The sequence below is a fragment of the Citrobacter freundii complex sp. CFNIH4 genome, assembly GCF_002934505.1.
In the GTDB taxonomy this organism is placed as follows: domain Bacteria; phylum Pseudomonadota; class Gammaproteobacteria; order Enterobacterales; family Enterobacteriaceae; genus Citrobacter; species Citrobacter freundii.
Genome location: NZ_CP026231.1, coordinates 2,868,248 through 2,894,964, shown reverse-complemented (window position 1 = coordinate 2,894,964; position 26,717 = coordinate 2,868,248). Strand labels below are relative to the sequence as shown.

The 26,717-nt window shown below is 53.6% G+C and carries 28 protein-coding genes; 19 read left to right on the top strand and 9 right to left on the bottom strand.

Annotation, left to right across the window (positions count from 1 at the left end):
- The first annotated feature begins 10 nt into the window (after positions 1-10).
- Genes eutB through eutR form a run of 5 tightly spaced genes read left to right on the top strand, consistent with a single transcriptional unit; the run spans position 11 to position 4,610 of the window.
- Entirely contained in the window at positions 11-1,372 is a 1,362-nt protein-coding gene (eutB, locus tag C2U41_RS14960; RefSeq protein ID WP_003038029.1) for an ethanolamine ammonia-lyase subunit alpha, read from the top strand.
- A 20-nt stretch (positions 1,373-1,392) separates the two neighbouring features.
- On the top strand, positions 1,393-2,283 hold the full coding sequence (gene eutC, locus C2U41_RS14955) for an ethanolamine ammonia-lyase subunit EutC (RefSeq protein WP_003038033.1): 891 nt from the start codon (positions 1,393-1,395) through the stop codon (positions 2,281-2,283).
- Between the two features lie 9 nt (positions 2,284-2,292).
- Positions 2,293-2,952 (top strand): ethanolamine utilization microcompartment protein EutL, encoded by a 660-nt coding sequence (eutL, locus tag C2U41_RS14950; protein WP_003838537.1) that lies wholly within the window; start codon positions 2,293-2,295, stop codon positions 2,950-2,952.
- A gap of 11 nt (positions 2,953-2,963) precedes the next feature.
- A complete protein-coding gene (locus C2U41_RS14945) occupies positions 2,964-3,509 on the top strand; it encodes an ethanolamine utilization microcompartment protein EutK (protein ID WP_003838538.1) in 546 nt (181 codons plus the stop codon).
- A 48-nt stretch (positions 3,510-3,557) separates the two neighbouring features.
- Positions 3,558-4,610, top strand: coding sequence for an HTH-type transcriptional regulator EutR (gene eutR / locus C2U41_RS14940; RefSeq protein WP_103849025.1), 1,053 nt, complete (start codon positions 3,558-3,560; stop codon positions 4,608-4,610).
- A gap of 122 nt (positions 4,611-4,732) precedes the next feature.
- On the opposite strand, the gene hemF is transcribed toward eutR, so the two are convergent.
- A complete protein-coding gene (gene hemF, locus C2U41_RS14935; RefSeq protein ID WP_048217283.1) occupies positions 4,733-5,632 on the bottom strand; it encodes an oxygen-dependent coproporphyrinogen oxidase in 900 nt (299 codons plus the stop codon).
- 2 nt (positions 5,633-5,634) lie between these two features.
- Positions 5,635-6,504, bottom strand: coding sequence for an N-acetylmuramoyl-L-alanine amidase AmiA (amiA, locus tag C2U41_RS14930; protein WP_003038046.1), 870 nt, complete (start codon positions 6,502-6,504; stop codon positions 5,635-5,637).
- A gap of 212 nt (positions 6,505-6,716) precedes the next feature.
- On the opposite strand from amiA, the gene C2U41_RS14925 reads away from it, so the two are divergent.
- The 10 genes from C2U41_RS14925 (at position 6,717) to cysM (ending at position 15,170) form a co-directional block, all read left to right on the top strand.
- Complete coding sequence (locus C2U41_RS14925; RefSeq protein ID WP_003038048.1) at positions 6,717-7,142, top strand: GNAT family acetyltransferase; 426 nt, start codon at positions 6,717-6,719, stop codon at positions 7,140-7,142.
- On the top strand, positions 7,129-7,578 hold the full coding sequence (locus C2U41_RS14920; protein WP_003038050.1) for a DUF2919 domain-containing protein: 450 nt from the start codon (positions 7,129-7,131) through the stop codon (positions 7,576-7,578). Before C2U41_RS14925 ends, C2U41_RS14920 begins: the two co-directional genes overlap by 14 nt.
- Positions 7,579-7,637: 59 nt before the next feature.
- A complete protein-coding gene (locus C2U41_RS14915; protein WP_103849026.1) occupies positions 7,638-8,213 on the top strand; it encodes an RpoE-regulated lipoprotein in 576 nt (191 codons plus the stop codon).
- Positions 8,214-8,306: 93 nt separating this feature from the next.
- Positions 8,307-9,206 (top strand): porphyrinogen peroxidase, encoded by a 900-nt coding sequence (gene yfeX, locus C2U41_RS14910; protein WP_003838547.1) that lies wholly within the window; start codon positions 8,307-8,309, stop codon positions 9,204-9,206.
- Between the two features lie 171 nt (positions 9,207-9,377).
- Positions 9,378-10,169: an SDR family oxidoreductase UcpA gene (gene ucpA / locus C2U41_RS14905; protein WP_003038057.1), complete on the top strand. Its 792-nt coding sequence runs from the start codon at positions 9,378-9,380 to the stop codon at positions 10,167-10,169.
- Between the two features lie 157 nt (positions 10,170-10,326).
- Complete coding sequence (gene cysP, locus C2U41_RS14900) at positions 10,327-11,343, top strand: thiosulfate/sulfate ABC transporter substrate-binding protein CysP (RefSeq protein ID WP_003038059.1); 1,017 nt, start codon at positions 10,327-10,329, stop codon at positions 11,341-11,343.
- Positions 11,344-12,177 carry a sulfate/thiosulfate ABC transporter permease CysT gene (cysT, locus tag C2U41_RS14895; RefSeq protein ID WP_103849027.1) on the top strand — a complete coding sequence of 278 codons (834 nt, stop codon included), beginning with the start codon at positions 11,344-11,346 and terminating at the stop codon, positions 12,175-12,177.
- On the top strand, positions 12,177-13,052 hold the full coding sequence (gene cysW / locus C2U41_RS14890; protein WP_003038064.1) for a sulfate/thiosulfate ABC transporter permease CysW: 876 nt from the start codon (positions 12,177-12,179) through the stop codon (positions 13,050-13,052). Before cysT ends, cysW begins: the two co-directional genes overlap by 1 nt.
- A complete protein-coding gene (gene cysA / locus C2U41_RS14885) occupies positions 13,042-14,139 on the top strand; it encodes a sulfate/thiosulfate ABC transporter ATP-binding protein CysA (protein ID WP_003847288.1) in 1,098 nt (365 codons plus the stop codon). The genes cysW and cysA overlap by 11 nt, the downstream gene beginning before the upstream one ends.
- A 119-nt stretch (positions 14,140-14,258) precedes the next feature.
- Complete coding sequence (gene cysM, locus C2U41_RS14880) at positions 14,259-15,170, top strand: cysteine synthase CysM (protein WP_003838552.1); 912 nt, start codon at positions 14,259-14,261, stop codon at positions 15,168-15,170.
- A 91-nt stretch (positions 15,171-15,261) separates the two neighbouring features.
- Here cysM and C2U41_RS14875 read toward each other — a convergent pair whose 3' ends face one another.
- Positions 15,262-15,978 (bottom strand): type 1 glutamine amidotransferase, encoded by a 717-nt coding sequence (locus tag C2U41_RS14875; protein WP_032937821.1) that lies wholly within the window; start codon positions 15,976-15,978, stop codon positions 15,262-15,264.
- A gap of 13 nt (positions 15,979-15,991) precedes the next feature.
- Positions 15,992-17,284, bottom strand: a complete 1,293-nt coding sequence (gene ptsJ, locus C2U41_RS14870; RefSeq protein ID WP_048217284.1) for a MocR-like B6 salvage transcription factor PtsJ — start codon at positions 17,282-17,284, stop codon at positions 15,992-15,994.
- An 82-nt stretch (positions 17,285-17,366) separates the two neighbouring features.
- On the opposite strand from ptsJ, the gene pdxK reads away from it, so the two are divergent.
- Positions 17,367-18,233, top strand: a complete 867-nt coding sequence (gene pdxK / locus C2U41_RS14865) for a pyridoxine/pyridoxal/pyridoxamine kinase (RefSeq protein ID WP_103849028.1) — start codon at positions 17,367-17,369, stop codon at positions 18,231-18,233.
- Entirely contained in the window at positions 18,230-18,469 is a 240-nt protein-coding gene (locus tag C2U41_RS14860; protein WP_003038077.1) for a hypothetical protein, read from the top strand. Before pdxK ends, C2U41_RS14860 begins: the two co-directional genes overlap by 4 nt.
- Positions 18,470-18,530: 61 nt before the next feature.
- Here the strand turns inward: C2U41_RS14860 and crr are convergent, their stop codons facing one another.
- From crr to cysZ, 5 genes are all read right to left on the bottom strand, one after another.
- Positions 18,531-19,040, bottom strand: coding sequence for a PTS glucose transporter subunit IIA (crr, locus tag C2U41_RS14855; protein ID WP_000522253.1), 510 nt, complete (start codon positions 19,038-19,040; stop codon positions 18,531-18,533).
- A gap of 40 nt (positions 19,041-19,080) precedes the next feature.
- Positions 19,081-20,808, bottom strand: a complete 1,728-nt coding sequence (ptsI, locus tag C2U41_RS14850; protein WP_003038080.1) for a phosphoenolpyruvate-protein phosphotransferase PtsI — start codon at positions 20,806-20,808, stop codon at positions 19,081-19,083.
- 45 nt (positions 20,809-20,853) lie between these two features.
- Positions 20,854-21,111, bottom strand: coding sequence for a phosphocarrier protein Hpr (ptsH, locus tag C2U41_RS14845; RefSeq protein ID WP_003038086.1), 258 nt, complete (start codon positions 21,109-21,111; stop codon positions 20,854-20,856).
- 383 nt (positions 21,112-21,494) lie between these two features.
- Entirely contained in the window at positions 21,495-22,466 is a 972-nt protein-coding gene (cysK, locus tag C2U41_RS14840; protein ID WP_003038091.1) for a cysteine synthase A, read from the bottom strand.
- Between the two features lie 163 nt (positions 22,467-22,629).
- Positions 22,630-23,391, bottom strand: coding sequence for a sulfate transporter CysZ (cysZ, locus tag C2U41_RS14835; protein ID WP_103849029.1), 762 nt, complete (start codon positions 23,389-23,391; stop codon positions 22,630-22,632).
- A 230-nt stretch (positions 23,392-23,621) separates the two neighbouring features.
- On the opposite strand from cysZ, the gene zipA reads away from it, so the two are divergent.
- Entirely contained in the window at positions 23,622-24,629 is a 1,008-nt protein-coding gene (gene zipA / locus C2U41_RS14830) for a cell division protein ZipA (RefSeq protein ID WP_003038097.1), read from the top strand.
- Positions 24,630-24,700: 71 nt separating this feature from the next.
- Complete coding sequence (gene ligA / locus C2U41_RS14825) at positions 24,701-26,716, top strand: NAD-dependent DNA ligase LigA (protein ID WP_060855395.1); 2,016 nt, start codon at positions 24,701-24,703, stop codon at positions 26,714-26,716.
- Position 26,717: the final 1 nt, after the last annotated feature.

Here is a 26,717-nt window from a genome sequence, read left to right as displayed (position 1 = left end):
GGAACGACTTATGAAACTAAAGACCACATTGTTCGGCAATGTTTATCAGTTTAAGGATGTTAAAGAGGTGCTGGCAAAAGCCAACGAACTGCGTTCGGGGGATGTGCTGGCAGGTGTCGCTGCAACCAGTTCGCAGGAACGCGTGGCGGCCAAGCAGGTGCTGTCGGAAATGACGGTAGCGGATATCCGTAATAACCCGGTGATTTCCTATGAAGAGGACTGCGTGACGCGTCTGATTCAGGATGACGTCAACGAAACGGCCTATAACCGCATCAAAAACTGGAGTATCAGCGAGCTGCGCGAGTACGTGCTGAGCGATGAAACCTCTGTTGATGATATTGCGTTTACGCGTAAAGGGTTAACGTCGGAAGTGGTCGCTGCGGTAGCAAAAATCTGCTCTAACGCGGACCTGATCTACGGCGGTAAGAAAATGCCGGTGATCAAAAAGGCGAACACCACCATCGGTTTACCGGGCACCTTTAGCTGCCGTTTGCAGCCGAACGATACCCGTGACGATGTACAGAGTATTGCGGCGCAAATCTATGAAGGACTGTCCTTCGGAGCGGGCGATGCGGTGATCGGTGTCAACCCGGTCACAGATGACGTGGAAAACTTAAGCCGCGTGCTCGATACCGTGTATGGCGTTATCGACAAGTTCAATATTCCGACCCAGGGCTGCGTACTGGCGCACGTCACCACCCAGATTGAAGCAATTCGTCGCGGTGCGCCGGGCGGGCTGATTTTCCAAAGTATCTGCGGTAGCGAAAAAGGCTTGAAAGAGTTTGGCGTTGAGCTGGCCATGCTGGATGAAGCGCGTGCAGTGGGTGCTGAGTTCAACCGTATCGCCGGGGAAAACTGCCTGTACTTTGAAACCGGGCAAGGGTCTGCGCTCTCCGCTGGCGCTAACTTTGGTGCCGATCAGGTGACGATGGAAGCGCGTAACTACGGGCTGGCGCGTCACTACGATCCGTTCCTGGTGAACACCGTGGTGGGCTTTATCGGGCCGGAATATCTCTACAACGATCGTCAGATTATTCGCGCGGGCTTAGAAGATCACTTCATGGGCAAGCTGAGCGGCATCTCAATGGGCTGCGACTGCTGCTACACCAACCATGCTGATGCTGACCAGAACCTCAACGAAAACCTGATGATTCTGCTCGCCACCGCTGGCTGCAACTACATCATGGGCATGCCGCTCGGTGACGACATCATGCTCAACTACCAGACCACCGCCTTCCACGACACCGCGACCGTGCGCCAGTTGCTGAACCTGCGCCCGTCGCCGGAGTTTGAACGCTGGCTGGAAACCATGGGCATTATGGCAAACGGTCGCCTGACCAAACGGGCGGGCGATCCGTCACTGTTCTTCTGATGACGCGGGGATGACACACGATGGATCAAAAACAGATTGAAGAAATTGTACGCAGCGTAATGGCGTCAATGGGAGAGCCGCAGGTTCAAGCGCCATCAGCGGAAGTGAAATGTAGCACTACGCAGTGCGCCGCGCCGACCGGTGAAAGCTGTGCGATGGACTTAGGTTCAGCTGAAGCGAAAGCGTGGATTGGCGTTGAGAATCCGCATCGTGCAGAGGTATTGACCGAACTGCGCCGTAGCACCGCTGCGCGTGTATGTACCGGTCGTGCCGGTCCACGTCCGCGTACCCAGGCGCTGCTGCGCTTCCTTGCTGACCACTCGCGTTCGAAAGATACGGTATTGAAAGAAGTGCCGGAAGAGTGGGTAAAAGCCCAGGGACTACTGGAAGTGCGCTCGGAAATCAGCGACAAAAACCTGTATCTGACGCGCCCGGACATGGGACGTCGTCTGAGTGCGGAAGCCATTGAAGCACTGAAATCACAGTGTGTAATGAATCCGGATGTGCAGGTGATTATTTCTGATGGCCTGTCTACTGACGCCATCACCGCCAACTACGAAGAGATCCTGCCGCCGCTGTTGTCGGGTTTAAAACAGGCCGGATTGAAGGTCGGGACGCCGTTCTTTGTTCGCTATGGGCGCGTGAAAATTGAAGATCAGATCGGCGAACTGCTGGGTGCAAAAGCGGTGATCCTGCTGGTTGGTGAACGTCCGGGCCTCGGCCAGTCGGAAAGTCTTTCTTGCTACGCCGTCTATTCGCCGCGTGTGGCAACCACCGTTGAGGCTGACCGTACCTGCATCTCGAACATTCACCAGGGCGGTACGCCACCGGTTGAAGCGGCGGCGGTGATTGTGGATTTGGCCAAGCGCATGCTGGAGCAAAAAGCATCCGGCATCAATATGACCCGTTAAGGAGGCATCATGCCAGCATTAGATTTGATTAGACCTTCAGTCACCGCGATGCGTGTGATTGCCTCGGTAAATGACGGTTTTGCCCGCGAACTTAAATTACCGCCACATATACGTAGCCTCGGACTCATCACAGCAGACTCTGATGACGTGGCGTATATTGCCGCAGATGAAGCGACAAAACAGGCGATGGTGGAAGTGGTTTATGGCCGCTCGCTGTATGCCGGTGCGGCGCACAGTCCCTCTCCAACCTCGGGCGAAGTGCTGATTATGCTCGGTGGACCAAACCCGGCCGAAGTTCGCGCGGGTCTGGACGCGATGGTGGCCAATATTGAAAGCGGTGCGGCATTCCAGTGGGCGAATGACGCAGAAGATACCGCCTTCCTGGCGCATGTGGTTTCGCGTACCGGTTCGTATCTTTCCGCGACCGCGGGATGCCGACTGGGCGATCCGATGGCGTATCTGGTAGCACCGCCGCTGGAAGCGACATTTGGTATTGATGCCGCGCTGAAATCTGCCGATGTACAACTGGTAACCTATGTACCACCGCCGTCAGAAACCAACTATTCAGCAGCGTTTTTGACCGGTAGCCAGGCCGCTTGTAAAGCCGCATGTAACGCCTTTGCCGATGCCGTTCTGGATATTGCCCGTAATCCAATCCAGCGCGCGTAAGAGAGGTAGTGATGATCAATGCACTGGGATTACTGGAAGTGGATGGCATGGTGGCTGCCGTGGACGCGGCCGATGCCATGCTGAAAGCCGCGAATGTGCGCCTGCTTAGCCACGAAGTGCTCGATCCTGGTCGGCTGACGCTGGTGGTGGAAGGCGATCTGGCGGCATGCCGAGCAGCGCTGGATGCTGGCAGTGCAGCTGCAGCGCGTACAGGCCGTGTTATCAGCCGTAAGGAAATAGGCCGGCCGGACGATGACACCCAGTGGCTGATCGGCGGTTTTAAACGCCAGCCGAAGAAACCAGAACCGAAGAAACCAGAGCAGAAGCCTGAAGTGAAGTCAGATGTGGCCCCAGAGAAGACGCAGGAAGCACCTGTGTCATCTGAATCCTCTGATGAATTGCTGGCGCTGTTAACATCGGTCCGTCAAGGAATGACGGCAGGGGAAGTGGCTGCCCACTTTGGCTGGTCACTTGATGAAGCCAGAAATGCGCTGGAACAGCTCTTTTCTGACGGAGCGTTGCGTAAACGCAGTAGTCGCTATCGCTTAAAAAATTAACCTGTCGGAGGGCCGGGGGCTTCGTTGAAGCTTCCGGCTTAAAAGATCATGAAAAAGAACCGTACTGCAAACTTGCACCATCTTTATCATGAAGTATTACCCGAAGACGTTAAATTGACGCCGAAAGTGGAAGTGGACAACGTTCATCAACGGCGAACAACGGATGTGTATGAGCACGCGCTGACGATTACAGCCTGGCAGCAGATCTACGACCAGCTGCATCCGGGAAAATTTCATGGCGAGTTCACGGAAATCCTGCTCGATGATATTCAGGTGTTCCGTGAATACACCGGACTGGCGCTGCGTCAGTCATGCCTTGTCTGGCCAAACTCATTTTGGTTTGGCATTCCGGCCACGCGCGGCGAGCAGGGATTTATTGGTACTCAGTGTTTGGGTAACGCTGAAATTGCCACCCGCCCAGGCGGGACGGAGTTTGAACTAAGTACGCCGGATGACTACACCATTCTGGGTGTCGTCATTTCTGAAGAGGCCATTGCTCGTCAGGCCAACTTCCTGCATAACCCGGAAAGGGTGTTGCATATGCTGCGCAACCAGTCGGCGCTGGAAGTGAAAGAACAACACAAAGCCGCGCTATGGGGCTTTGTGCAGCAGGCGCTGGCGACGTTTAGCGAAAACCCGGAAAACCTTCGCCAACCTGCGGTACGCAAAGTGTTGGGCGATAACCTGCTGCTGGCGATGGGGACTATGCTGGAAGAAGCGCAGCCGATTATGACTGCGGAGAGCATCAGCCATCAGAGCTATCGTCGCTTGCTGTCGCGTGCGCGCGAATATGTACTGGAAAATACGTCAGAGCCGCTGACTGTGCTCGACTTATGCAATCAACTGCACGTTAGCCGCCGGACGTTGCAAAACGCCTTTCACGCGATCCTCGGTATTGGCCCCAATGCCTGGTTGAAACGTATTCGCCTGAACGCCGTGCGCCGTGAGTTGATAAGCCCGTGGTCGCAGAGTGCGACGGTGAAAGACGCCGCCATGCAGTGGGGATTCTGGCATTTAGGGCAGTTTGCTACCGACTACCAGCAACTGTTTGCGGAGAAACCGTCGTTGACGCTGCATCAGCGTATGCGCCAGTGGGCGTGATGGTATAGCTTGAGTAGGCCTGATAAGGCGTTAGCCGCCATCAGGCAATTGTGCTTGCTGCGCTGCCGGATGGCGACGCCTTGCGTCTTATCCGGCCTACGAATTGTGTCGCTATCAGGCCATTACACCCAGTCGCGGACCTGAATAAACTCGCTAAGGGCGGCTTCCGGGCTGTTCGCTTCTGGCTGCCAGTCATACTCCCAGCGTACCAGCGGCGGCATCGACATCAGAATCGATTCCGTGCGCCCGCCGGTTTGCAAACCAAATAATGTGCCGCGATCCCACACCAGGTTAAATTCCACATAGCGTCCGCGACGATAAAGCTGAAAATTGCGTTCACGCTCGCCCCAGCTCATTGCTTTGCGGCGCTCGACGATGGGCAAATACGCCTCGGTATAACCCTTTCCAACAGCCTGCATAAAGGCGAAGCAGTGGTCGAAATCTGGCGTATTCAAATCATCGAAGAACAGCCCGCCAATGCCGCGCTGCTCGTTGCGGTGCTTGAGGAAGAAGTAGTCATCGCACCACTTTTTGTAACGGGGATAAATATCTTCGCCGAACGGCTGGCATAGATCCCGCGCCGTGCGGTGCCAGTGAACTGCATCCTCATCAAAGCCGTAGTAGGGAGTTAAGTCAAAGCCGCCGCCAAACCACCACACCGGGTCGGCGTCAGGTTTCTCCGCGATAAAAAAACGTACGTTGGCATGGCTGGTCGGAATGTAAGGATTCTGCGGATGCACCACCAACGAGACGCCCATCGCTTCAAAGCTACGCGCGGCAAGCTCCGGGCGATGCGCAGTAGCCGAGGCCGGCATTGCATCGCCATGGACATGAGAGAAGTTGACGCCTGCTTGCTCGAAAATACCGCCGTTACGCAACACTCGACTGCGCCCGCCGCCGCCCGCTTCGCGTTGCCAGTTATCCTCAACAAATTCGGTGCCGTCTACGGTGGATAACTGCTGACAAATCTCATCCTGCAGGCTGAGCAGGAACTGTTTTACGCGTTGTACATCGGGCTTCATGGTTAACGTTTCTTCGAGTGTGCTTTCTGGTTATCAAACCAGTGGAAGTAGCTGATGATGCCATTGGCGATAGCGGTGGCGATTTTCTGACGAAACGCAGCCGTCCCCAGTAATCGTTCTTCTTCCGGGTTGGTGATGAACGAGGTTTCGACCAGGACCGACGGAATCGAAGGTGATTTTAGCACCACGAAGGCGGCTTGTTCCGTGCTGCGACTATGCAGACGGTGTACCGGCTTGATCTTCTTAAGAATATGCGAGCCTAACGTCAGGCTGTTTTTTATGGTGTCAGTTTGCACCAGATCGAACAGCACCTGCTGCAACAAATGATCTTTGTCGGTGGCCTTCTTCCCGGCGACTTCATCGGCCCGGTTTTCACGATCGGACAGATATTTCGCCATGGCGCTACTGGCACCGCGATTGGATAAGGCAAAGACCGAAGCACCCGCAGCGCTCGGATTGGTAAAACCGTCGGCGTGGATCGACATGAAAAGATCTGCGCCATGTTTGTGGGCGATCTCGACGCGATCGTAGAGCGGAATAAACGTATCGCCGGAGCGGGTCAGGCGTGCATCAATCCCCTGGTTGCGTAGGATTGAGCGCACGTTTTTGGCAATCGCCAGCACCACGTGCTTTTCTTTCGATCCGTTGCGACCAATTGCGCCGGTATCAATCCCGCCGTGCCCCGGATCAAGAACAACAACACGCTTAGCGCCTGATTTTTTCGCTTTCGGTTTGCTGTGTCCATTACTGGTCTTTAGCGCTTCTTCTTTAGCGATGGCTTGCGACATGCCTGACAGCGTCAGGGCGGCCAGCCCGGCTTTCAGCACCTGGCGGCGCGATGTGAGTGTTTTTAGTGGTTTAAAAGTGCTCATACGGCCTGAGTTGTAAAAAAAAGGTTCTAAACGTTATATCGTATCGCGTAGTCCGTTGCGACGGATCGAGATAAGAATTGTTTTACTTTTCATTTCAATACGTGACAATTCCGTATTATGCCATTTTTTCCGCCGCTTCGCGTCAGATATTGGCTAAATCAGCCGTTCGCGCCATAATCGCTTTTTAACGTCCTGAAAAGGTAACCAATACCATGGAAATACGCGTTTTTCGCCAGGAAGATTTCGAAGAGGTGATCACCCTCTGGGAGCGTTGTGATTTGCTGCGTCCATGGAACGACCCTGAAATGGACATCGAACGTAAAGTCAATCATGACGTCAGCTTGTTCCTCGTCGCTGAAGTGAACGGTGAGGTGGTCGGTACGGTGATGGGCGGATACGACGGGCATCGCGGTTCCGCCTATTACCTGGGCGTGCATCCTGAGTTTCGCGGTCGCGGTATCGCTAATGCGCTACTCAACCGGTTGGAGAAAAAGCTCATTGCCCGCGGTTGCCCGAAGATTCAAATCATGGTGCGTGACGATAACGATGTCGTACAGGGCATGTATGAACGTCTGGGCTATGAACATGCGGATGTACTCAATCTGGGCAAGCGTTTGATTGAAGATGAAGAGTACTGAGTTTCATCCGGCCGACTATGACGGTCATGGGCGTCTGCGCCTGCCTTTTCTATTCTGGTGCGTACTGTTGTTACAGGCACGCACCTGGGTTTTGTTTGTGATAGCCGGTTCTTCTCGTGAGCAGGGCAACACGTTGCTGAATCTGTTTTATCCCGATCATGACGCATTCTGGCTGGGTTTGCTCCCCGGCGTTCCCGCCGTGTTGGCGTTTTTACTCAGCGGGCGACGCTTTGCGTTTCCGGTAATCTGGCGCTGGCTGCGCGGATTATTGATTCTCGCTCAACTGGTGCTGCTGTGCTGGCAGCCGGTGATGTGGCTGACAGGCGATCCGCTCAACGGTGTCGGGCTGGCGCTGCTGGTGGCGGATATCGTCGCACTGATCTGGCTGTTAACCAATCAACGTCTGCGCGCCTGTTTTTCCCTTGAGAAAGAATAACGGCACTTTTTGGGGAAACCGGACTCCAAGCAACGTTGATAAATAAGGAAGGAAGTGAAATGAAATCACTGCGTTTGACTTTATGCGCGATGCCGCTGCTACTGGCCGGGTGTTCAACGTTGTCCTCGGTGAACTGGTCTGCCGCCAATCCGTGGAACTGGTTTGGTTCTTCAACGCAGGTCACAGAGCAGGGCGTCGGAGCGTTAACGGGCGCGACACCGCTGGATGAAAAAGCCATTGCTGATGCGCTGGACGGTGATTACCGCCTGCGTAGCGGGATGAAGACTGATAACGGAAATGTGGTGCGCTTCTATGAAGCGATGAAAGACGACAAGCTGGCGATAGTCATCAATGGCAGCCAGGGAACCATTAGTCGTATTGATGTGTTAGACCACGATATTTCGTCAGTCGCGGGTGTCGAAATCGGTACACCGTTTAGCGACCTTTACACTAAAGCTTTCGGTAATTGCCAAAAGGCAACCGGCGATGACAGCGCGGACGTTGAGTGTAAAGCTGAAGGAAGTCAACATATTAGCTATATTTTTTCCGGTGAATGGAGCGGGCCTGAAGATATAATGCCGTCTGACGACATGCTGAAAGCGTGGAAAGTAAGCAAAATTATCTGGCGGCGTTAATTTGCGTCTGAACAAATCGGCTTGTTAAAAAAACAGGTAGAATAGCGCCCATCAATGCCACGATGTCGTGGCATCTTTTTTTCAGGAGGAACAATGTCTCAGGTTCAGAGTGGCATTTTGCCAGAACATTGCCGTGCGGCGATTTGGATTGAAGCCAATGTTAAAGGCGACGTTGAGGCCCTGCGTGCGGCCAGCAAAACCTTCGCCGATAAGCTGGCGACCTTTGAAGCTAAGTTCCCGGATGCGCATCTGGGCGCGGTTGTCGCTTTTGGCAACAACACCTGGCGTGCATTGAGCGGCGGCGTCGGTGCTGAAGAGTTAAAAGACTTTATCCCTTACGGTAAAGGTCTGGCACCAGCAACCCAATATGACGTGTTGATCCATATTCTATCTTTGCGTCATGACGTGAATTTCTCCGTTGCGCAGGCGGCAATGGAAGCATTTGGCGACTGTATTGAAGTCAAAGAAGAAATCCACGGTTTCCGTTGGGTCGAAGAGCGCGATCTCAGCGGCTTTGTTGACGGTACGGAAAACCCGGCAGGCGAAGAAACGCGCCGTGAAGTCGCCGTTATCAAAGATGGTGTGGATGCCGGTGGCAGCTATGTGTTTGTGCAGCGTTGGGAACATAACCTGAAGCAGCTTAATCGCATGAGCATCCATGACCAGGAAATGATGATTGGCCGCACCAAGGAAGCCAACGAAGAGATCGACGGTGATGACCGTCCGGTCACCTCTCACCTGAGCCGTGTTGACCTCAAAGAAGACGGTAAAGGGCTGAAAATTGTGCGCCAGAGCCTGCCATACGGCACTGCCAGCGGCACGCATGGTCTCTATTTCTGCGCCTACTGCGCCCGTCTGCACAACATTGAACAACAGTTGCTGAGCATGTTTGGTGACACCGACGGTAAGCGTGATGCAATGCTGCGCTTCACCAAACCGGTAACCGGCGGCTATTACTTTGCACCGTCGCTGGACCGTTTAATGGCGCTGTAATGGCGATCTGATCCTGTTATCGGCCACGAAATAGACATCCCCGCATCGTCGGGGATTTTTTTACCTGAGATTAACCTGATTTAGTGAGCTATTCCTCAGCACTAATTTGTTATTGCTGTATCTTCTGCGTGAATGAAGCGAAGGCTTCATATTCAAAAGGAGAATATTGAAATGGGAAAACTCACGGGCAAAACAGCATTGATTACGGGCGCATCTCAGGGTATTGGCGAGGGTATCGCCAGAACGTTTGCCCGCCATGGTGCGAACTTAATTCTGCTGGATATCTCCGATGAGATTGAAAAACTGGCGGATGAGTTGGCTGGGCGAGGGCACCGTTGCACAGCCGTTCACGCTGACGTCAGAGATTTTGCGTCGGTCAAGGAAGCGGTGATGCGCGCGAAGCAGATTGAAGGCAAAATCGATATTCTGGTGAACAATGCCGGCGTATGCCGCCTCGGCAACTTCCTTGATATGAGCGATGAAGATCGCGATTTCCACATTGATATCAACATTAAAGGCGTCTGGAATGTGACGAAAGCCGTTCTGCCGGAGATGATTGCGCGCAAAGATGGGCGCATCGTGATGATGTCATCGGTGACCGGCGATATGGTTGCCGACCCGGGCGAAACGGCCTACGCACTGTCGAAAGCCGCAATCATCGGTTTGACCAAATCCCTGGCGGTAGAATATGCGCAGTCAGGCATTCGCGTTAATGCCATTTGCCCAGGCTACGTTCGTACGCCGATGGCGGAAAGCATTGCGCGTCAATCTAACCCGGAAGATCCTGAATCCGTATTAGTCGAAATGGCGAAAGCGATCCCGATGCGTCGTCTGGCCTGTCCGCTTGAGGTCGGTGAACTGGCGGCGTTCCTGGCCTCGGATGAGTCCAGTTACTTAACTGGCACGCAAAACGTGATTGATGGCGGTAGCACCCTGCCAGAAAGCGTTAGCGTCGGCGTCTGATTGATGCCGGTCTCCTCCTCACTCGATGTGGGGAGGGATTCTCTTATTCTCTTTTCAACTTTCAAATCATCAAACGGTATATAAAACCGTTACTCCTTTAGCACTGGTTATAAATATGATGACCATAAGAAAGTCATTAAATTTATAAGGGTGCGCAATGGCCGTTAACTTACTGAAAAAAAGAACACTGACGCTTGCAGCCATGCTGTTGCTGGTGGGGCAGGCGCAGGCAACGGAACTGCTGAACAGTTCATACGATGTTTCCCGTGAGCTTTTTGCCGCCCTTAATCCGCCGTTTGAACAGCAATGGGCGAAGGATAACGGCGGTGACAAACTGACGATTAAACAATCTCATGCCGGGTCATCAAAACAGGCTCTGGCGATTCTGCAGGGGCTGAAAGCCGATGTGGTGACCTATAACCAGGTCACCGACGTGCAGATCCTGCATGACAAAGGCAAACTGATCCCCGCCGACTGGCAAAGCCGCCTGCCGAACAACAGCTCGCCGTTCTATTCCACCATGGGTTTCCTGGTGCGTAAGGGGAACCCGAAAAACATTCATGACTGGAATGACCTTGTGCGTTCTGATGTGAAACTGATTTTCCCGAACCCAAAAACCTCCGGTAACGCGCGCTATACCTATCTGGCGGCGTGGGGTGCTGCGGATAAAGCTGACGGTGGTGATAAAACCAAAACCGAACAGTTCATGACCCAGTTTCTGAAAAACGTCGAAGTGTTTGATACCGGCGGTCGCGGTGCTACCACCACCTTTGCAGAGCGCGGTCTGGGCGATGTGCTGATCAGCTTCGAATCAGAAGTGAACAACATTCGTAAACAGTATGAAGCGCAGGGTTTTGAAGTGGTTATCCCGAAAACCAATATCCTCGCCGAATTCCCGGTGGCCTGGGTAGATAAAAATGTGCAAGCCAACGGTACTGAAAAAGCAGCTAAAGCGTACCTGACCTGGCTGTACAGCCCGCAGGCGCAAACCATTATTACCGATTTCTACTACCGCGTGAATAACCCGCAGGTGATGGACAAACAGCAAGATAAATTCCCGCAGACCGAATTGTTCCGTGTGGAAGATAAGTTTGGTTCGTGGCCTGAAGTGATGAAAACACACTTTGTCAGCGGTGGAGAGCTGGACAAACTGCTGGCGGCGGGGCGTAAGTAAATGTTTGCTGTTTCTTCCCGACGCGTGCTGCCCGGCTTCACCTTAAGCCTGGGCACAAGCTTACTGTTTGTCTGCCTGATATTGCTGCTGCCGCTGAGCGCGCTGGTGATGCAACTGGCGCAAATGAGCTGGGCGCAATACTGGGATGTGATTACCAATCCGCAGGTGGTGGCGGCTTATAAAGTGACGCTGCTGTCGGCGTTTGTCGCGTCGATTTTTAACGGCGTGTTCGGTTTGCTGATGGCGTGGATCTTAACCCGCTATCGCTTTCCGGGCCGTACGCTGTTGGATGCACTGATGGATCTGCCGTTTGCGCTGCCTACAGCGGTGGCGGGTCTGACGCTGGCGTCGCTGTTTTCGGTTAATGGCTTCTACTGCGAGTGGCTGGCGAAGCTGGATATCAAGGTGACCTACACCTGGCTTGGTATCGCGGTGGCGATGGCGTTTACCAGCATTCCGTTTGTAGTGCGTACCGTCCAGCCGGTGCTGGAAGAATTAGGTCCCGAATATGAAGAAGCCGCAGAAACGCTCGGTGCTACGCGCTGGCAGAGTTTCCGTAAAGTGGTGCTGCCGGAGCTGTCCCCCGCGCTGGTGGCGGGCGTTGCGCTTTCGTTTACCCGAAGCCTCGGTGAGTTTGGCGCGGTTATCTTTATCGCTGGGAACATCGCATGGAAAACGGAAGTAACCTCGCTGATGATTTTTGTTCGCTTGCAGGAGTTTGACTACCCGGCCGCCAGCGCGATTGCTTCTGTGATCCTCGGGGCTTCGTTGTTGCTGCTGTTTTCAATTAACACCCTGCAAAGTCGCTTTGGTCGACGTGTGGTAGGTCACTGATGGCAGACATTACCCAATTGAAACGCTATGGCGCACCCCGCATCAACTGGGGTAAATGGTTTCTGATCGGCACGGGCATGCTGGTCTCCGCGTTTATTTTGCTGGTGCCGATGATTTACATCTTCGTGCAGGCGTTCAGCAAGGGATTAATGCCGGTATTACAGAACCTGGCAGACCCGGACATGCTGCATGCCATCTGGCTGACGGTGCTGATTGCGCTGATTGCGGTGCCGGTGAACCTGGTGTTTGGTGTGTTGCTGGCCTGGCTGGTGACCCGTTTTAACTTCCCAGGACGCCAACTTCTGCTGACGTTACTGGATATTCCGTTTGCCGTCTCGCCGGTGGTTGCCGGCCTGGTGTATCTGCTGTTTTACGGCTCTAACGGTCCGCTGGGTGGATGGCTGGATGAGCATAATCTGCAAATTATGTTTGCCTGGCCGGGGATGGTGCTGGTGACGGTATTCGTGACCTGTCCGTTTGTGGTGCGCGAGTTGGTGCCGGTGATGTTAAGCCAGGGCAGTAATGAAGATGAAGCGGCTGTGTTGCTGGGCGCGTCCGGCTGGCAGATGTTCCGCCGCGTTACGCTGCCGAATATTCGTTGGGCGCTGCTGTACGGCGTGGTGTTGACCAACGCCCGTGCGATTGGCGAGTTTGGCGCGGTGTCGGTGGTATCCGGCTCGATTCGCGGCGAAACCCTATCGCTACCGCTACAAATTGAATTACTGGAGCAGGACTACAACACGGTCGGCTCTTTTACCGCCGCGGCGCTATTAACGCTGATGGCGATTATTACCCTGTTTTTGAAGAGCATGTTGCAATGGCGTCTGGAGAACCAGGAGAAACGCGCGCAGCAGGAGGAAAATCATGAGCATTGAGATTGCCAATATTAAGAAGTCTTTTGGTCGCACCCAGGTGCTGAACGATATCTCGCTGGATATTCCTTCAGGTCAGATGGTCGCGCTGCTGGGGCCATCCGGCTCGGGCAAAACCACGCTGCTGCGCATTATTGCCGGGTTGGAGCATCAGTCCAGCGGGCATATCCGTTTTCACGGCACCGACGTCAGTCGTTTGCATGCTCGCGACCGTAAAGTGGGATTCGTATTCCAGCACTATGCGCTGTTTCGTCATATGACCGTTTTCGACAATATCGCGTTTGGTCTGACGGTCCTGCCACGGCGTGAGCGTCCAAATGCGGCGGCCATCAAAGCAAAAGTCACCAAACTGCTGGAGATGGTTCAATTGGCTCATCTGGCGGACCGCTTCCCGGCGCAGCTTTCTGGTGGGCAAAAGCAGCGTGTGGCGTTGGCGCGTGCGCTGGCGGTAGAGCCGCAGATCCTGCTGCTCGATGAGCCGTTTGGCGCGCTCGATGCGCAGGTGCGTAAAGAGCTGCGTCGTTGGCTGCGTCAGCTGCATGAAGAGCTGAAGTTCACCAGCGTGTTTGTTACCCACGACCAGGAAGAAGCGACGGAAGTTGCCGATCGCGTGGTGGTGATGAGTCAGGGTCATATCGAGCAGGCTGATGCACCGGATCAAGTCTGGCGCGAACCGGCTACCCGTTTTGTGCTGGAGTTTATGGGGGAGGTTAACCGCCTGCAGGGGACGATTCGCGGCGGCCAATTCCACGTGGGCGCACACCGCTGGCCACTGGGTTATACGCCTGGTTATCAGGGACCGGTTGATCTGTTCCTGCGTCCGTGGGAAGTGGACGTGAGCCGTCGTACCAGCCTGGATTCGCCGTTGCCGGTACAGGTACTGGAAGCCAGCCCGAAAGGACACTACACCCAATTAGTTGTGCAACCGCTGGGGTGGTATAACGAACCGCTGACGGTCATCATGCAGGGCGATGATTCCCCAAGCCGCGGCGAGCGGCTGTTTGTCGGGCTGCAAAATGCGCGTCTGTATAACGGTGACCAGCGTATTGAAACGCGTGAAGAGGAACTTGCTCTGGCGGAATCTGCCTGATAGGTTAATTTGCAGGTTTATCGCCCGGTGGCGCTATGCTTACCGGGCCTACCGCATATGCCGTGATTTTGTAGGCCGGGTAAGCGCAGCGCCACCCGGCTTTTTATTGGACAGCACTCATGAACACATTAGAACAAACAATTGGCAATACGCCTCTGGTGAAACTACAACGTCTGGCGCCGGATAACGGCAGTGAAATTTGGGTCAAGCTGGAAGGGAATAATCCCGCGGGTTCGGTGAAAGACCGGGCTGCGCTGTCGATGATTGTCGAAGCGGAAAAACGTGGAGAAATTAAGCCTGGTGATGTGCTGATCGAGGCTACCAGCGGTAATACCGGAATTGCTCTGGCAATGATCGCCGCGCTGAAGGGCTACCGCATGAAGCTGCTGATGCCAGACAACATGAGCCAGGAGCGCCGAGCGGCGATGCGTGCTTACGGGGCTGAACTGGTTCTGGTGACCAAAGAGCAGGGGATGGAAGGCGCGCGTGACTTAGCTCTTGAAATGGCGCAGCGCGGAGAAGGTAAACTTCTCGACCAATTTAATAATCCGGATAACCCGTACGCGCATTACACCACCACCGGACCGGAAATCTGGCAGCAGACGTCAGGTCGTATTACCCACTTTGTCTCCAGTATGGGAACAACAGGCACCATTACTGGTGTGTCGCGTTTTCTGCGTGAGCAAGAAAAAGCGGTTACTATCGTTGGCCTGCAGCCGGAAGAGGGCAGTAGTATTCCGGGAATTCGCCGCTGGCCTGCGGAATATATGCCGGGCATTTTTAACGCCTCGCTGGTGGATGAGGTATTGGATATTCATCAGAACGATGCGGAAAACACCATGCGCGCGCTGGCGGTGAAAGAGGGTGTGTTCTGCGGCGTCAGTTCCGGCGGCGCAGTAGCCGGAGCGATTCGCGTGGCCGAACAAAATCCGGGAGCGGTGGTGGTGGCGATCATCTGCGATCGCGGCGATCGCTACCTTTCAACCGGCGTGTTTGGCGAAGAGCACTTTAACCAGGGATCAGGGATTTAGTTTGTAGGCCTGATAAGCATATTGCCATCAGGCAAACGTACGACACGATCGCCGGATGACGACGTAAAGCGTCTTATCCGGCCTGCCATAATCAATCGTTACGTTTTTCCACAAGCTTATCAAGGAATTGCCACAGCTTCTCATTCATCTGCTGATAATCCCATGCGCGCATCTCTTCAACGGAGCGGATGAAGCGCTTGCCTTTAGCTTCCGCCAGTTCTTGTTCGGAGTGTTGAATAAGCCCTTCTATAGCATCAGCCGTAAATTCCATATGGCACTGAAAACCATAGACGAAATTACCGTATTGTACGATTTGTCGCGGGCAGCCCTCGCTTGTGGCGAGAATTGTCGCCTGGTCGGTTAATCCAGGCATATCGTTGTGCCAGTGACCGACGGTAAGCGGTGAACCAAAATGGCTGAACAACGGATGCTGTTGGCCTGCTTCGGTCAGGGTGATCGGGTAGTGACCAATCTCTTTTTCCGGACTCTGGCACACCTTCGCACCCAGCGCTTCGCCGATTAACTGTGAACCCAGGCAGATCCCCACCACAATTTTACGTGCCGCAATCGCCTGATTGATCAGATGCTGCTCGGCCTGAGAATCAAAGTACGGGCACTCTGCCAGCGTGGTCCGGGGGGACTGCGGACCGCCAAACACCACCAACATATCGAAGCCATCCGCGTTCGCAGGGACCGTTTCCCCGGCGTAAACGTGCGACCAGGTGATGGTATAGCCGCGTGATTCAGCCCACGGCAGATACGCGCCAGCAGATTCAAAAGACTCATGAATAACAAAATGAACTCGCACTTTTTCTCTCCTGTTAGCGCTTTAGCGCCTGATGGATATCAGTCGCCAGCTTATCAATGTCGCTGTCTGATAATGTTGACAGCGTAATGCGCAGGCCGTGGGCAGGCGTATTGACGCCAAACACTTCGCCTTCGCGTACCAGCCAGCCGGACTTTGCCAGCGCAAAAGCGATCGCCTGGCTGTTATCTTCCAGCGGTAGCCACATATTCAGACCGTCACCAACGGGCAACTCAATGCCATGTCGCCGCAGAGCTGCCGTCAACTTTTGCTGCTGGGCGGCGTAAAATTGCTGAGTTTGCGCCAGCGTGTGTTGGTAAGTCTCGTCATTCAGGCAGGCGCAGGCCAAATCCTGCAGCAGATGGCTGACCCACTGACTGCCGGAGTTAAGCCTTAAACGTAGCTTCCCTGAAGTGAGCGGATCGCTGGCCACAATGGCCAGGCGTAAATCTGGTCCTAACGTTTTTGACATCGAGCGGACAACCGCCCAGTGCGTGGTTTCCTTCGCAATCACCGGATACCAGTGGCAAGCAGATAGCAGCGCAAAGTGGTCGTCGACAATCACCAGCGTCTGCGGATAGCGGGCCAGAATTTCCTGCAATTGCGCCGCGCGTGAGGCGCTCAGGCTGCATCCTGTCGGGTTATGCGCGCGCGGTGTCAGAATTACTGCCCGCGCGCCTTTCTGTAACGCGAGTTCCAGCTGGCCCGGCAGCATGCCTTCGCGGTCAACGCTGGCCGGGTTTGCTGAGAACCCGGCATAGCGCAGCATGTTGATGCTGCTTAAAAAGCATGGATCTTCTACGACAACGCTATCACCAGGCAGCAAATGGGCGCACAGTAGCCGTTCGATAGCATCAATGGCACCGCTGGTAATATCAATTTCCCCTTTGCCGGGCATTGCATTTTGCATCCATTCTGATGCCCACGCCTTAAGTCCAGGTGACACAGCGGCATCGCCGTACAAGCGCGGACTCTTATTTATCTTCGCAAAATAATTACTCAGGTCAGGAAGTCGCGAGGGCGCTGGATTACCGCCGGAAAGATCGATAAGCGGGGTATCCGGATTACCACCTTCCAGTGCTACGGGGGCAGTAATCCCCTTAATCACCGTACCGTTGCGTCCCAGGCTTTGTGCCAACCCGGAGGTGACCAGGCGTTTGTAAGCCGCCGCGACAGTATTGCGGTTCACGTTTAATTCCGTTGCCAGTTCCCGCACTGGCGGTAACGTTTCACCCACTGCCAGCGTGCCTGTAGTGACATGTTGACGGATACTGTCAAAAATTTCGTTAGCGGTTTTTCCGTCGATCATTATTGACCTATGACAAAATGAATTTTAGCATATGACGATAATAGTGAGGCGTAGTCCCGCTGTCCAGCGAGAGGAGAAATTTATGGAGCAGGAGAGTGATATCCAGTCAGTGCTCTTCGACGACACGCATCGGGCGTTACAGACCGATATCGTCGCCGTTCAGTCACAGGTGGTTTATGGCAGCGTAGGTAACAGCATCGCCGTCCCGGCCATTAAAGCGCAGGGATTACGTGTGACGGCAGTACCTACGGTGCTGTTCAGTAATACTCCGCATTATGAAACCTTCTACGGCGGCGTTATTCCAGCAGACTGGTTTAGCGGTTATCTCCGCGCCTTAAACGAGCGTGATGCCTTGCGCGAGCTAAAGGCGGTGACGACAGGTTACATGGGCAGCGCGGAACAAATCGCCTTGCTGGCACAGTGGCTGAAAACCGTTCTGACCACGCATCCGGACCTGTGCATTTTGGTCGACCCCGTGATTGGCGATACGGATAGCGGTATGTATGTTAAAGCCGAAATTCCGGAGGCTTATCGTCAGCACCTGCTGCCGCTGGCTCAGGGGCTGACTCCAAATGTGTTCGAGCTGCAAATGCTGAGCGGAAAGCCGTGTCGTACGCTTGACGAAGCCATTACGGCGGCACAATCACTGCTCACTGACACCCTGAAATGGGTGGTGATCACCAGTGCGCCGGGGGATACGGAAGAGATTATTCATGTTGCGGTGGTGACGGCTGAAACGGTTGAGGTGTTAGCTCATCCGCGAGTGAAAACGGATCTGAAGGGGACTGGCGATCTGTTCTGTGCCGAGCTGGTGAGCGGCCTTGTGATGGCGAAAGCGCTGACGACCGCGACGCACGATGCTGCACAGCGGGTGCTGGACGTGATGACGTGGACGCACCAGTGCGGTTGTGATGAATTAATTCTGCCACCGGCAGGGGAGGCGCGATGAAGAGTTACCGGCTGGTAGTTCGCCAGAATGGGCGTATGGTTGGACACTTTGATACCTGCGGGACAGCGGCACTGGAAGATATCTGCGTGGCGCGGGCTATGTTCGGCATTGCGGGTGGTTACGACTGTGAGTTGTTAGTGGCGGATTCGGAACGACGGATGCTGGAGAGCGGGCCGGAGGGCATGAAAATCCTGATGCGCGAGGCGTGTTATCGCCCGGTGACTGCACACATTTAATGGCGGATGAAGTGTATAAAAAAATGGCGCCAATCGGCGCCATTTTTCTCTGCGGCAAGAATTACTTCTTGATGCGGATAACCGGGGTTTCACCCACGGTCACGCTACCGGACAGTTTGATCAGTTCTTTGATTTCGTCCATGTTGGAGATAACAACCGGAGTCAGGGTAGACTTGGCTTTTTCTTCCAGCAGCGGCAGATCGAATTCAATAACCGGGTCGCCCACTTTCACGCGCTGACCTTCTTCAGCGATGCGTTTGAAGCCTTCGCCTTTCAGTTCAACGGTATCAATACCGAAGTGAACAAACAGCTCAATGCCGCTGTCGGATTCGATAGAGAAAGCGTGGTTGGTTTCAAAGATTTTGCCGATGGTGCCGTCAACAGGAGCAACCATTTTGTTACCGGTTGGTTTGATAGCGATGCCATCACCAACGATTTTTTCAGCAAAAACTACATCCGGCACGTCTTCGATGTTGACGATCTCGCCAGAGAGCGGAGCAACAATCTCAATAGTTCCGGTGTCTTTCTTATCATCAGAAACCAGAGATTTCAGTTTATCGAACAAACCCATGATCTTCTCCTAAGCAGTAAATTGGGCCGCATCTCGTGGATTAGCAGATTGTTTTTTCTTCAATGAACTTGTTAACCAGCGTCATTAACTCGTCCGTTGTCGGTTGAGCAAGAGCCTGCTCTGCTAACACCTTCGCATCTTCGAAGTTCGTGTTACGGATAATCTTCTTAATGCGCGGGATAGAAATGGCGCTCATAGAGAATTCGTCCAGACCCATCCCCAGCAACAGAAGTGTAGCACGTTCGTCGCCTGCAAGCTCACCACACATGCCAGTCCATTTGCCTTCAGCATGAGAAGCATCAATAACTTGCTTGATCAGCGTCAGCACAGATGGCGACATCGGTTGGTAAAGGTGTGAAATCATATCATTACCACGGTCAACTGCCAGGGTGTACTGCGTTAAATCATTGGTGCCGATACTAAAGAAATCAACTTCTTTGGCTAAATGACGCGCAATTGTTGCCGCAGCCGGTGTTTCCACCATCACGCCAATCTCAATGCTCTCGTCAAATGCTTTACCTTCGTCGCGCAGTTCCTGTTTGTAGATTTCAATCTCTTTGCGCAGTGCACGCACTTCTTCAACAGAGATGATCATTGGGAACATAATGCGCAGTTTACCGAAAGCAGAGGCGCGCAGAATCGCGCGAACCTGGTCACGCAGGATCTCTTTACGATCCATGGCGATACGCACGGCACGCCAGCCCAGGAACGGGTTCTCTTCTTTCGGGAAATTCATGTACGGCAGTTCTTTATCGCCGCCGATGTCCATGGTGCGAACGATGACCGCCTGAGAGCCACAGGCTTCAGCAACGGCTTTATACGCAGCAAACTGTTCTTCTTCAGTTGGCAGCGATTCACGGTCCATGAACAGGAATTCGGTGCGGTACAGACCCACACCTTCAGCGCCGTTACGTTCAGCGCCTTCAACGTCACGAACGGTACCGATATTGGCGCAAACTTCAACCTGATGTCCGTCCAGCGTGATAGCCGGCAGATCTTTCAGCTTAGCGAGTTCCGCTTTCTCGGTTGCAACCTGCTCCTGAACGGCACGCAGTTGCTCGATAACGTCGTTGGTCGGATTGACGTAAACCTGATTGTTTACGGCATCCAGAATCAGATAGTCGTCGTTTTTAACCTGAGAGGTGACGCTACCCGTACCGACGATGGCAGGCAGTTCCAGAGAACGCGCCATGATAGAGGTATGGGAGGTACGTCCGCCCGCGTCAGTAATGAAACCCAGCACCTTGTTCAGGTTCAGCTGTGCGGTTTCTGACGGGGTCAGGTCTGCGGCTACCAGGATAACTTCTTCCTGAATAGCGCTCAGGTCGATAATTGCCAGACCCAGGATGTTACGCAGCAGGCGTTTACCGATGTCACGTACGTCAGCCGCACGTTCTTTCAGGTATTCATCATCCAGCTCTTCCAGGGCTGTGGCCTGACCTTCGATAACTTCATGCGCGGCTGCATCAGCCGTCATGTGCTTATCTTTAATCAGGGCTATGATTTCCTGCTCCAGCTCCTCATCTTCGAGCAGCATGATATGCCCTTCAAAGATGGCTTCTTTTTCTTCACCGAACGTTTCACCAGCTTTGGTTTTGATCGCTTCCAGTTGCGCAGATGCCTTGGCACGACCGCTCAGAAAACGTTCAACTTCCTGATCAACCTTGTCGGCAGAAATTTTTTTCCGGTCAATGACGATTTCGTCTTCTTTCAGTAGCAATGCTTTACCGAAAGCGATACCCGGGGATGCTAAAATGCCTGAAATCATAACCCTACCTTACTTGTGACTGATATTTAAAAGAACTCGTTGAACTTACTCGAGTTCAGCCATCAGTTTAACCAGATGCTCAACTGCTTTCTGCTCGTCTTCACCTTCTGCGGACAGGGTAACAACGGTACCCTGAGTCAGGCCCAGAGTCTGCAGTTTAAACAGGCTTTTGGCGCTAGCGCTTTTGCCGTTGGAAGTCACAGTAATATCAGAAGTAAAGCCTTTTGCTTCTTTAACAAACTGAGCAGCAGGGCGAGTATGCAGACCGTTCGGAGCGGTAATGGTAACTTCTTGCTGGAACATTATATTTCCCCAACTTATAGGTTTAGTGTTGTGGAACTAAAGTCTAGCCTGGCGGTTCAACTTTAGCCTGTATTGTTAGCATCGGCGTAAACTGGACGCGACACAAAAGGAGTTCGGTGCAATCCGTTGCTGGCAACTTCTTGCCGCTGACGTTTCGTTCGTCATTAAACATTATGCCGCGAAAGGAAGAGTTGAACCAAATCATAAAATCGATTCAGCTAGCGCTTTTCCTGTAACGATTAATTTCGCGCATCAAAATAATTAGCTTGGTTAAATACCAGTTCTGGTGGGTTGAATCAATGCCAGGCGAGTTGAAACTTTGAAGCAGGCCACAAAAAAGCACCCAAAAGGGTGCTTTTTTACGCGTTTTTAACATGCTGGCATTACTGTTGCAGTTCTTTCTCTGTGAAAAGATCGGCAAACAGTGCAGTGCTCAGATAACGCTCACCCGATGACGGTAGAATAACCACTATATTCTTATTGGTAAAGGTTTCATCTTCCTGCAGCTTAAGCGCGGCAGCAACAGCAGCGCCGGAAGAAATGCCCGCCAGAATACCTTCTTCTTCCATCAGGCGACGTGCAGTAGAGATTGCTTCATCATTGGTGATGGCGACGACTTTATCGATAAGTTTCAGATCAAGGTTGCCTGGAATGAAACCCGCGCCAATCCCCTGAATTTTATGTGGGCCCGGTTTAAGTTCTTCACCCGCCAGCGCCTGGGCGATAACCGGGGAGTCGGTAGGTTCAACCGCGACGGTGATCAGATCGGTTTTACCTTTAGTGCCTTTGATGTAGCGGGTCACACCAGTCAATGTACCGCCGGTACCGACGCCGGAAATAAAGACATCAACCTGGCCATCGGTATCTTCCCAGATTTCCGGGCCGGTGGTTTTTTCGTGAATTTCCGGGTTCGCCGGGTTGCTGAACTGCTGCAGCAGCAGGAACTTCTCCGGATCGCTGGCGACAATTTCTTCCGCTTTCTGGATTGCACCCTTCATCCCTTTTGCGCCTTCGGTCAGCACCAGATTCGCACCCAGAGCTTTCAACAGCTTGCGGCGCTCAATGCTCATCGTTTCCGGCATGGTCAGAGTCAGTTTGTAACCGCGGGCTGCGGCAACGTAGGCTAGCGCAATCCCCGTGTTGCCGCTGGTCGGTTCTACCAGCTCAACACCCGGTTTAAGTACACCACGTTTTTCGGCATCCCAAATCATATTGGCACCGATACGGCATTTGACGCTAAAGCTCGGGTTACGAGATTCCACCTTCGCCAGAATGCGTCCGTTACCGATACGGTTCAGTCGAACCAGCGGCGTATGACCGATAGTCAGCGAGTTGTCTTCAAAAATCTTACTCATGGCCTGTCCTTAACTGTATGAAATTGGGATACCGCTTCAGCATACCTGTTGAGAAAGTATGGGGAAGTAAGGAAATCGCATATCTATATGCTGATGGGAAATAATGCCTTGCAGTATGGAATAAGAGCGGGCATAAGCCAGCCCGCATTTACACATTTTTGCATTACTTCCATAACGCGTGCTTAGCACGATAGCAGTCTACCCACATCGCCGTGGCACCACAAACCGCGACCGGCATGATGAACAGATTGAGCACCGGAATCATGGTGAACAGGCTGGTCAGCGCGCCGAACTGCATATTGGTGACCTTGCGTGTACGCAGCGCGACGCGCATCTCCTTAAAAGGCACCTTATGGTTATCAAACGGATAATCGCAGTACTGAATGGCCAGCATCCATGCGCTGAACAGGAACCACAGCACCGGGGCGACGGTCTGCCCAATACCCGGAATGAAATAGAGGATCAGCAACACGATGGCGCGCGGGAGATACCACGCCAGCTTTTGCCATTCACGTTTCATAATACGGGGAACATCTTTCATGATGCCGAGAACACCGGTGTCAGGCGGTGTTGCGCCCGTTAAGCGCGCTTCCAGTTGTTCAGCCAGCAGACCGTTAAACGGCGCGGCAATCCAGTTGGCTATGGTGGAAAAGAGGTAGCCGAACACCAGTAGTACGGAGATAGTGACAATCGGCCACAGCAAGTAGCTGAGCCACTGAAGCCAGTCAGGGACGTGACTCATCAGCGCGGGGATCCAGCTATCGAGTTGTGTGAATAGCCACCAGAATGCGCCGCCCATCAGCAGGATATTCACCAGCAAAGGCAGGATGACAAAGCGACGAATGCCCGGTTGGGTGATGAGCCTCCATCCCTGTGAAAAGTAATAAAGGCCGCTGCGAGGTACGACTGCAGATGATGAAACCATGGTCAGGACATACTCCTTGTTATATAAGCTCTGGTAAACTTTGCGTATCTTACCGGGTTGTTGAGCGTTAAGCTGTTCAGAAATGTTCGAAAAAAAAGCAAAAAGCACAATTTTGTTCATCTTTATGCCGTGAAAGCCAAGAGTGCACTTGCACTTGGCGTAATCGACAAATACTCTTAGTGAGTAAATGTTTGCCGTGGTGGCAAGGTGTTAGAACAACAGAGAATATAATGATGCAGGATTTGCGTCTGATATTAATCATTGTTGGCGCGATCGCCATAATCGCTTTACTGGTACATGGTTTTTGGACTAGCCGTAAAGAGCGGTCTTCTATATTCCGCGATCGCCCACTGAAACGCATGAAGTCTAAACGTGAAGACGAGGATTCGTTCGACGACAACGTCGAGGAAGACGAAGGCGTGGGCGAAGTTCGCGTTCATCGTGTGAATCATGCTCCCGGTAACGCGCAGGAACATGGTGTTCCTCCTCAGTCGCCGCAACACCAGTACCAGCCGCCTTATGCGTCGGCTCAGCCGCGTCAACCCGCGCAGCAGCCTGCACAAGCGCCGGTACCGCCGCCGCATGCTCAGCCGCAGCCTGTACAACCGCAGCAGCCGGTGCAACATCAGCCTGTTCAGCAACAACCTGTACAGCAGCCGATGCAGCATCAGCCCGTTGCTCCGCAGGTTCAGCAGCCCGTGCAGCAAGCACCGCAACCTGCGCCGCAGACTTTCCAGCCCGCAGAGCCTGCCGTTGAACATCAACCGCAGCCTGAGCCGGTAGTTGAAGAAGCGCCTGCTGCTGAAAAACCGCAGCGTAAAGAAGCGGTCATTATTATGAACGTTGCGGCGCATCACGGTAGCGAGCTCAACGGTGAAGTGCTGCTCAATAGCATTCAGCAAGCCGGCTTTAAATTTGGCGATATGAATATTTTCCATCGTCATTTGAGCCCGGATGGCAGCGGTCCGTCGCTGTTCAGTCTTGCCAATATGGTTAACCCAGGAACGTTTGACCCCGAAATGACGGGTGATTTCAGCACCCCTGGCGTAACTATTTTTATGCAGGTTCCGTCCTATGGGGACGAGCTGCAAAACTTTAAGCTGATGCTGCAGTCCGCACAGCACATCGCCGATGAAGTGGGTGGTGTGGTGCTTGACGATCAACGTCGCATGATGACGCCGCAGAAACTGCGCGAGTATCAGGACCGCATCCGCGAAGTTAAAGAATCTCGCGCCTGATTCTCCTTTGGCGTGACATCTCCTTGCTAAACCCCCGCCTGTCGGGGGTTTTTTATCATTGATGGTGCGATATGGAATCAATCGAACAACAACTGACAGAACTGCGAACCACGCTTCGCCATCATGAGTATCTCTACCATGTGATGGACGCGCCGGAAATTCCCGATGCGGAATACGATCGTCTGCTGCGCGAACTCCGCGAGCTGGAAGCGCAGCATCCGGACCTTATTACCCCTGACTCGCCAACTCAACGCGTTGGCGCCGCCCCGTTAACGGCGTTCAGTCAGATTCGCCATGAAGTGCCGATGCTGTCGCTGGATAACGTGTTTGATGAAGAGAGTTTTCTCGCCTTTAACAAGCGCGTACAGGACCGACTGAAGAGTACGGACAAACTAACCTGGTGCTGTGAGCTGAAGCTTGACGGGCTGGCGGTGAGTATTCTCTATGAAAACGGCGTGCTGGTTAGCGCCGCAACGCGCGGCGATGGCACCACCGGGGAAGACATTACCTCGAACGTGCGCACCATTCGTGCGATCCCGTTAAAGCTGCGCGGCGATAACATTCCGACGCGTCTGGAAGTGCGCGGCGAGGTGTTCCTGCCGCAGGCCGGGTTTGAAAAAATCAACGAAGAGGCCCGCCGTACTGGCAACAAAGTGTTTGCTAACCCGCGAAATGCGGCGGCTGGGTCATTACGCCAGCTCGATCCGCGTATCACAGCGAAGCGACCGCTTACTTTCTTCTGCTATGGCGTTGGTGTGCTGGAAGGTGGTGTGTTGCCCGATACCCATCTGGGCCGTCTGCTGCAATTTAAAGAGTGGGGATTGCCGGTGAGCGACAGAGTGGCGCTTTGCGACTCTCCGGAGGAAGTACTTGCTTACTATCATAAGGTTGAAGAAGACCGACCGACGCTGGGCTTCGATATCGACGGCGTGGTGATTAAAGTCAACTCCATGGCGTTGCAGGAGCAACTGGGCTTTGTTGCTCGCGCGCCGCGCTGGGCGGTGGCCTTTAAGTTCCCGGCACAGGAGCAGATGACCTTTGTCCGCGATGTTGAGTTTCAGGTAGGACGTACAGGGGCGATTACGCCTGTCGCCCGCCTTGAGCCAGTTCAGGTTGCCGGGGTGTTGGTCAGTAACGCCACCTTGCACAATGCGGATGAAATTGAGCGTCTTGGTTTGCGTATTGGCGATAAAGTCGTCATTCGCCGTGCGGGCGATGTCATCCCGCAGGTAGTGAACGTCGTGATTTCCGAGCGTCCGGACGATACCCGCGAAATCGAGTTTCCCACCCACTGTCCGGTATGCAACTCTGACGTTGAGCGTGTGGTAGGCGAAGCGGTTGCTCGCTGTACCGGAGGTTTAATCTGCGGGGCACAGCGGAAGGAATCATTGAAACACTTCGTTTCCCGCCGTGCGCTGGACGTCGACGGCATGGGCGACAAAATTATCGATCAACTGGTCGAGAAAGAGTATGTCCATACGCCAGCGGATCTCTTCACGCTGACCGCAGGTAAGCTGACCGGTCTTGATCGCATGGGGCCGAAGTCTGCGCAAAACGTAGTGAATGCGCTGGAAAAAGCGAAAGAGACCACGTTTGCCCGTTTCCTCTATGCGCTGGGTATTCGTGAAGTTGGCGAAGCGACGGCTGCAGGTCTGGCTGCATATTTCGGCACGCTCGACGCGCTGGAAGCCGCCTCTGTTGAAGAGCTGCAAAAAGTGCCGGATGTCGGCATCGTGGTGGCGACCCACGTGTTTAATTTCTTTGCCGAAGAGAGTAACCGCGAGGTGATCGTCCAGCTTTTGGAGCAGGGGATTCACTGGCCAGCGCCGGTGGTTATCAACGCTGAAGAAATCGACAGCCCCTTTGCGGGTAAGACGGTGGTGCTGACCGGGAGCCTGAGCCTGATGTCACGCGATGATGCCAAAGCACGACTGACCGAGCTCGGGGCAAAAGTGGCCGGTAGCGTGTCGAAGAAAACCGATCTAGTGATTGCGGGGGAAGCGGCGGGCTCTAAACTGGCAAAAGCGCAGGAGTTGGGCATTGAAGTGATCGACGAAGCTGAAATGATCCGCTTACTGGGTGCCTGAG